General features: G+C 63.3%; 3 protein-coding genes. All 3 read left to right on the top strand.

Translation table 11 applies throughout. From position 1 onward, the window contains the following. Positions 1 to 129 precede the first annotated feature (129 nt). Positions 130 to 1,596 carry a TIGR02677 family protein gene (locus tag QM600_RS28450; RefSeq protein WP_283265095.1) on the top strand — a complete coding sequence of 489 codons (1,467 nt, stop codon included), beginning with the start codon at positions 130 to 132 and terminating at the stop codon, positions 1,594 to 1,596. Further along, the gene (locus tag QM600_RS28445) at positions 1,593 to 3,023 is read left to right on the top strand and encodes a DUF2398 family protein (protein WP_283265094.1); all 1,431 of its coding nucleotides are present in this window, start codon (positions 1,593 to 1,595) and stop codon (positions 3,021 to 3,023) included. The genes QM600_RS28450 and QM600_RS28445 overlap by 4 nt, the downstream gene beginning before the upstream one ends. Next, positions 3,020 to 6,625, top strand: a 3,606-nt coding sequence (locus QM600_RS28440; protein WP_283265093.1) for a TIGR02680 family protein, incomplete at its 3' end; no start/stop codon positions are given. The genes QM600_RS28445 and QM600_RS28440, both read left to right, overlap by 4 nt.

Below are 6,625 nucleotides of genomic sequence, written 5' to 3'. Positions count from 1 at the left end.
TCCCCTGCTACGGACAGACCGTAGGAAAATCCGAGGGGCACTCTCGCCTACCCTGTCATGGTGAACGAAACGCCTACTCGTGATGCAACAGCGTCGACACGTGCACCGGCGTACGCCGATACAAACCGATTGAAACTGTTTTCGTTCACGGTCGCGGAGAAGCGAGCGGAGTACCTCTGGGTGCTTCGGGCTTTTGACCACGCGCGTGCCAATTACACCGTTCTGCTCCATTCCGGGACTGTGGCGCAGATTCTCGAGAAGATCGGCGGCGTAGATCCCGCCGCGCAGTTGTCATCAGCCGAGGTCGCTCCACTGTTGGATCAGCTGCACGTGTGGGAAATCCTCGAACGCAGCTACGACGGCACACGCGCCGCGTCGCTGGCCGAATACCGCAACCGCCATTTCGTTTACCAGTTCGGCCAGGCCGGCTACCAGGTGTACCGATCCGTCGAAGACGTCCTCGCTGCCCGCCTCGACAATTCGTCGCTCTCACGATTGGCGCTGGCGGATCTGCTCGCCGACATGTCGGAATTGGCCGAGGCCAACCGGACGTCGGACGGCGACCTCATCTTCCGCAAATTGAAGCGCCTGGACTCGACGCTGTCCGACATGGCCGATCGCGCCGCACACTTCTATCTGACGCTCGGCGATCTAGTCCGAACCACTGAAGTCACACCGCAGGCGTTCTTGAGTCACAAGGACGCGTTGCTGACGCACATGCGCGAATTCAGCTCTGACCTCGCGCGATACGCACCCAAGCTCAAAGAAGCGATCGAGCATGTCGAGTCGACCGGTGTCGATCGGATGATCCGCCTCGCGGCGGCCAGTGACGAGCGGGTGTTCGTTCCGATGGCCGAACGCGAAGACGACTGGATGGCCCGCTGGCGCGGTTTGACCGCGTGGTTCGTATCAGCCGAGTCAGGGATCAGTGAGTCAGGGATCAGTGAGTCGGAGCGTCTGCGCGAAGGAACGATGAGCGCCATCGCTGCGGTGCTCGCGTTGTTGCGCCGGGTGACGGAAACGCGTCGCGGTGGGGTGAGTCGCGAAAGCCAGTTGCGGCACCTCGCGGGGTGGTTTGCAGCCACGCCGTCGGAGGACGCTGCACACGCGCTCTTCCAAGCGGTGTTCGATCTCGGTCGCCCTCGGCATCTGTCCATGGTGCATCCCGATGCCGACATCATCTCGCACAACCGTTCCTGGTGGGACGCACCGCCGGTCGAGATTGCCCGCACTCTCGCCGAAACGGGTCGTCCGCCGTCACCTGGCCTGCCCGGCAAGGTCGCGCGCAACGACGGCAGCATCCGTCGACTCCGCGAAGAGCAGCTGGCAGCCCAGCGAACCCGCAGTGCCGCAGCACAATCACTGGCATCAGGCGGCGTCTACGAACGTGAACTCAACGAGCAGGAGACCGAAGTTTTGCTGAGTCTGCTCAACGCAGCACTGACAGCCCGAGTGCCCGTCGTCGGCCGAGTCAAGAGTTCCACCGGCAGCGAGAACGGGGTACAGTTGACGCTGAGTCCCGCGGATGGTTCCACCACCATCAAGACTGCCCGCGGACGCATGCACCTCGACGGTATCGAGGTCAGCGTCCGATGAGAGCCCGCGAGATCACTCCCCTGGCCCTCGATTCGTATCAGCGCGCGGCGCGAATCATCCTGTCCAATCACTTGGTCACCACGTCGTATCCGGATCGCGCGGCGTTGCCACTCTTGCGTCGGTGGGCTACCGAACTGCGCGACGACCTCCTGGAACTGTTCGGCTACCGCCTCGAAGTCACGGAGACGACGGCCCGGTTGTTCACGGTCTCAGACCGGCTCAACCCGTCGGCACCCGCTCGCACCGCGACCGAGCGCACGTTCGACCGCACGCGGTACTCGTACCTGGCTCTGTGCCTGGCAGCATTGGGCCGCGCGGGCAACCAGATCACGTTGTCGGAGTTGGCAGATCACGTTGCCGCAGATGCCGCTCAGGTGGACGGCGTCGAATTGTCCACCGATCGGGCTTCGGACCGAGACGCGTTTGTCGACGCGGTCAGCTGGCTCGGTGTTCGCGGCGCCATCGCTCTCGCCGACGGCGACGCCAATGGCTGGGCTTCCAATCCCGAAGCGGGAGAGGCTCTTTACGACATCGACCGATCTGTCGTCGTTGCACTCTTCCGCCCACCCCGCGCCCTGCAGCACCTGCATTCCATTCGAGGCCTTCTCGCCGCCGAGACATCCACGGCGTCCGAAGAAGACGGAGTTCCCTTGGACGCCAAGGAGATCGGGCGACGAGTGCGTCGGGCGCTGGTCGAACGTCCCGTCGTTCTGGCCGGCGAACTCGACGAGCACGAACTGATCGCGCTCGCACAGCCCAAAACCGCTGTTGAAGTAGAACTGCTGACCGGGCTGATCGCCGAGCGTCGGGCCGAGGGCATCGCGATGATCGATCCCACCGGACGTCTGTCGGACGTGCGCTTTCCCAGCACCGGTACCATCGCTCAGGTCGCGCTGCTGTTGGCGGGCGAAATTTCCGATCGAATTCTCGACGTCGACGCCCCGGACCTCGCGAAGCTTCCAATCCCCCACGAGTCCGATGAGTACCTCATCGAACAACTCGATGCGGCGATCCCCGAAGCCGGAATCTTCGAAGACCTCGCCGACGAAGAAGTTCCCATGCTCGGACCCGCGCCGGAACCCGTGGACCCCCCGGGACCGGCGACGTACCCGTTGATCGACGACGACTGGCTCACCGACAAGATCGCCGAGTTGGTGGACCGGTTCGGCCGAACATTCGCCGCGCAGTGGCAAGCCGACCACAAGGGACTCCGTACGCAATCGCTCGGTCTGCTGCAACGATTGCGACTGACCCACGTCGTTCCCGGCGGAGTGCTGGTCCTCCCCGTCCTTGCACGCTATCGAGACGTCGTGGTCAGTGTCCGCGAGCGCGACCCTTTGATCGATTTTGCGGTCGACAACTCAGCACCAGATACAGCTAGCGAATTTTCCGGCACGACAGAAGAACCAGAGGTAGAGAACGCATGAACAGCGCCCGCTTCCGACCTACTCGGGCCGGCATCATCAACCTCTGGGACTACCGCGACCAGGAATTTTCCTTCGCCGACGGCCGTCTCGTTCTGCGCGGACCCAACGGTTCCGGCAAGACCAAGGCCCTCGAGGTTCTGTTCCCGTTCGTTTTCGACGGTCGTATCGAACCGCGGCGTCTCAACCCGTTTGCCGGCGAAGAACGCACCATGAAGTCCAACCTGCTCTACCGCGGGCAGGACAGTGCGCACTCGTACGTGTGGATGGAATTCTGCCGCGGGTCGATGGAAGAGCCCGAAGCCGTCACCGTCGGCATCGGCATGCGCGCGACCCGTACCAACGACAAGGTCACTCGTTGGTACTTCGTTGCCGACGGCCGGGTAGGTGTCGACTTCTCGTTGATCGGCAATGACGATCGCCCGCTCACGAAGAAGCAGTTGGCCGAACAACTCGGCAGTGACGCGATCACGGACCGTCCCCTCGACTACCGCACTGCAATCGATGCGCGCATGTTCGGACTTGGCGTGCAGCGCTATGACCAGCTCATCAACCTGATCCTGACGCTGCGTCGTCCGCAGCTCGCGAAAAACCTTGATCCGAAGGGACTTTCACAGGCACTGACCGACGGTCTGCGCCCCCTCGACGATCAGTTGGTTCTCGAAGCAGCGCGTTCGTTCAGTGACATGGAAGAGGTCGGCCGCGCACTCGAAGGACTCGCTGCCGCCGATCAGGCCGCACAGAGTTTCATCGGCGTCTACACCAAATATCTCCGTCAGCAGTCGCGTGGCGAAATCGAGCAGGTAGGAGCCCGACTCGCTGCGGTCGCCAAAGGTGTTGCCGCCATGGATCAATCATCCTTGGCTCAGATGCGCAGTCGTGAGGCACGCGCCGGCGCCGAGGAGCGGTTCAACGCAGCCGAGCAAGCTCTCGACCACGCGCGCGCCAATGTCGAAGCGCTGCAACGCTCCAGTGCCTACGAAGGCAAGCAGCAACTCGATGATCTGGCACAGGCCGTCTCGACGCTGAAATTGTCCACGGAACAGCAGGCAGACAAGTCACGCAAGGCGCAGGCAACTCTGGCGCAGCGCGGCGACGAAGCCGAGAAGGCTCTCGCGTCCGTACGTCGTGCCGCTGAGGCACTCTCGCGCGCCGAGGACGAACTGCAGGCTGCAGCGGAAGATGCGGGCATCGTCTGGACTCCCCTGCCGGACGGTTCGCGCACCGATCAGATCACCACCGCAGTGCGGGGTCACGCCGAAGAACGCGACGGTGACGTCCGCGTCGTACGCGCCGCTCTCGCGACCGTCGAGAAGGCCGCCACCGAGCGGACACGTGCCGAGAACTCGTCGCGCCGCGGTCAGGAACTGCTCGAATCAGCCAAAGCCGCTGTGATCGAGGGCGAAGCAGCAGTAGAACTTGCGCGCAGCGAATGCGCCGCAGGCCTCCGCTCCTGGTGGACCCAGCATTCCGTGCTGCTCGAAGCCGTCGGCGCTGGTACCTCCCTGTTCGACGCCCTCGACGCGGCACTGGCAGAGGTGGGAGACGAGGACGCCCCGACGTTGGCAGCCGTACTCGCCGAAAACATCGAGGCCGGAACCGAAACGCTGCGGGAGCGTCGACGCGAAGCGGAAGCCGAAATCACTGCTTCGAAGGCTGCCACCGCGACGCTGAAAACCGAACGCAAAGCTGTCTCAGCGGAACATGACGATGCTCCGCCCACGTTCCACGCACGCACCGACAGCCGAAAAGACCTGCCCGGCGCACCGTTCTGGCGTCTGGTTCGATTCGCAGATTCCGTCTCACCCGAGGTCGCTACCGGAATCGAATCCGCGCTGCAGGCAGCCAACGTGCTGGACGGCTGGGTCAGCCCGGACGACAAGTTCCCCGAATTTGTCAGTGAACAGTTCCTCACCGCACTTCCCGCAAAGGCACGCCCCAAGTGCCGTACACTCGCCGACGTACTCGAAGTTGAAGGTAATTCCGAGGTTTCCGACGCGCAGGTCCAGGCAATTCTCGAATCCATCAGCCTGGTCGAATCCGTCGACGAGAGCACGGCGTCGTCCGTTGCAATCGGAGTCGACGGCCGCTTCTGGCAGGGCGTAATTCGCGGTCGCCACGTCAAATCCGACGCCGAGTACATCGGAACCACGGCGCGCGCACGGCGTCGCGCCGCGCGGATCACCGAGATCGACGCAGCACTCGACGAGTTAGCTGCCGCAGTCGACGCTGCCAATGCACTGGTGGCACAGACCAATCAGCAGTTGTCTCAGATCACCCTCGCGGCAAAAGAGCTCCCCAAAACCGGTTCCATCCTGCGGGCACTCAAATCCGTCGCGGAATCGGCAGGCGCACTGCGCTCTCGGTCGGACGCCACCGAAACCGCGCAACGTGAACTCGACTCGGCTATTGCCGATCTGGCCGCCAAGGAGAAGCAACTCCGGGCGACGGCAGTGGCGCATCGAACTCCGCATGTTGCGCGCGAGCTGGATTCCTTGGCAGCGGCAATTCGCCACTTCGAGAAGCAGGGCGAGTTGGCATTGCGGTGCCGGCGCGAACATGCCAAAGAGGTGGAACTCGAACGCGAGTCGAGTGATCGTCTCGACGAATCACGCGCCAACGCCGAAGAATTCGCCGAGGAAGCCGCAATCGCGGAAGAAAGCCTGCTCGGGCAGGTTCAACGTCTCGAAACACTGCGCGACACACTCGGTTCCAGTGCCGAGCAGATCGATCTCGACCTCGCCAAAGCGCGCGCGAAGATCGAGGAGTGCAAGGTCGAACAGCGCACAGCGCGTAAGGCTTACGACGCGGCGGTTCTCCAGATCGGCACCGCCGAAGGCGCTTACAACACTGCCGTCGAAACCCTGCGCCACACACTTACCGAAACACGCAGCGACGCAGAACGACTCGCTCCCTATGCTCGAGCTGACCTGCTGGATCTACTGGGGATCACGGAACACCTGAGTTGGCCGGCCAGTTCAGCCGCCTGGATGAGCCCCGATCAACTGGTCTATCGAATCCAGAACGAGGACCGGACCGACGACGCCACCCACCCGCCGGTTCTGCCCGAAGACGTGGACAAGCTGTACCGGGCGCTCGACGGCGCCACGTCGACTGTCCGCGTCACGGACGGTGCCCGTAAGGCCACCCGCACTGCGCTGACCTCGGCATTGCAGGAATTCGATGCCCAACTCGCCGCCGCGGGACAGGATTACCGACTCCAGTGGGACGCGCCCGACGGACTCACCGTCGTACGCGTGCAGGACGAGCAGGGGTACTCGTCCATCGGTGAATTCGCGACCCGAATCCACGACGCCCGCGGAAACCAGGAGCAGCTGCTCACTGAATCCGAGCGTCGTATTCTCGAAGACGCCCTGCTCACCGGATTGGCGCAGCAGATCCACGAGCGCACAGTTGACGCTCGCATCCTCATCGCTCGGATGGGCACCGAGATGCGTGAGCGTCACATGTCGTCCGGCAACACCATCGGTGTGCACTGGGTTCTCGCCGACAACCTCGACGACAGCTCCCGCGCCATCTCCAAACTGCTGGATCGGGATGCGTCGGCGCTGGGGGTCGACGAATTGGCGACGCTCCGAGCACAT

This window comes from Rhodococcus sp. IEGM 1379 (assembly GCF_030056815.1).
Taxonomy (GTDB): domain Bacteria; phylum Actinomycetota; class Actinomycetes; order Mycobacteriales; family Mycobacteriaceae; genus Rhodococcus_F.
Note: the sequence above shows the minus strand (reverse complement) of the source record. Positions and strands in the feature narration are given on the sequence as shown.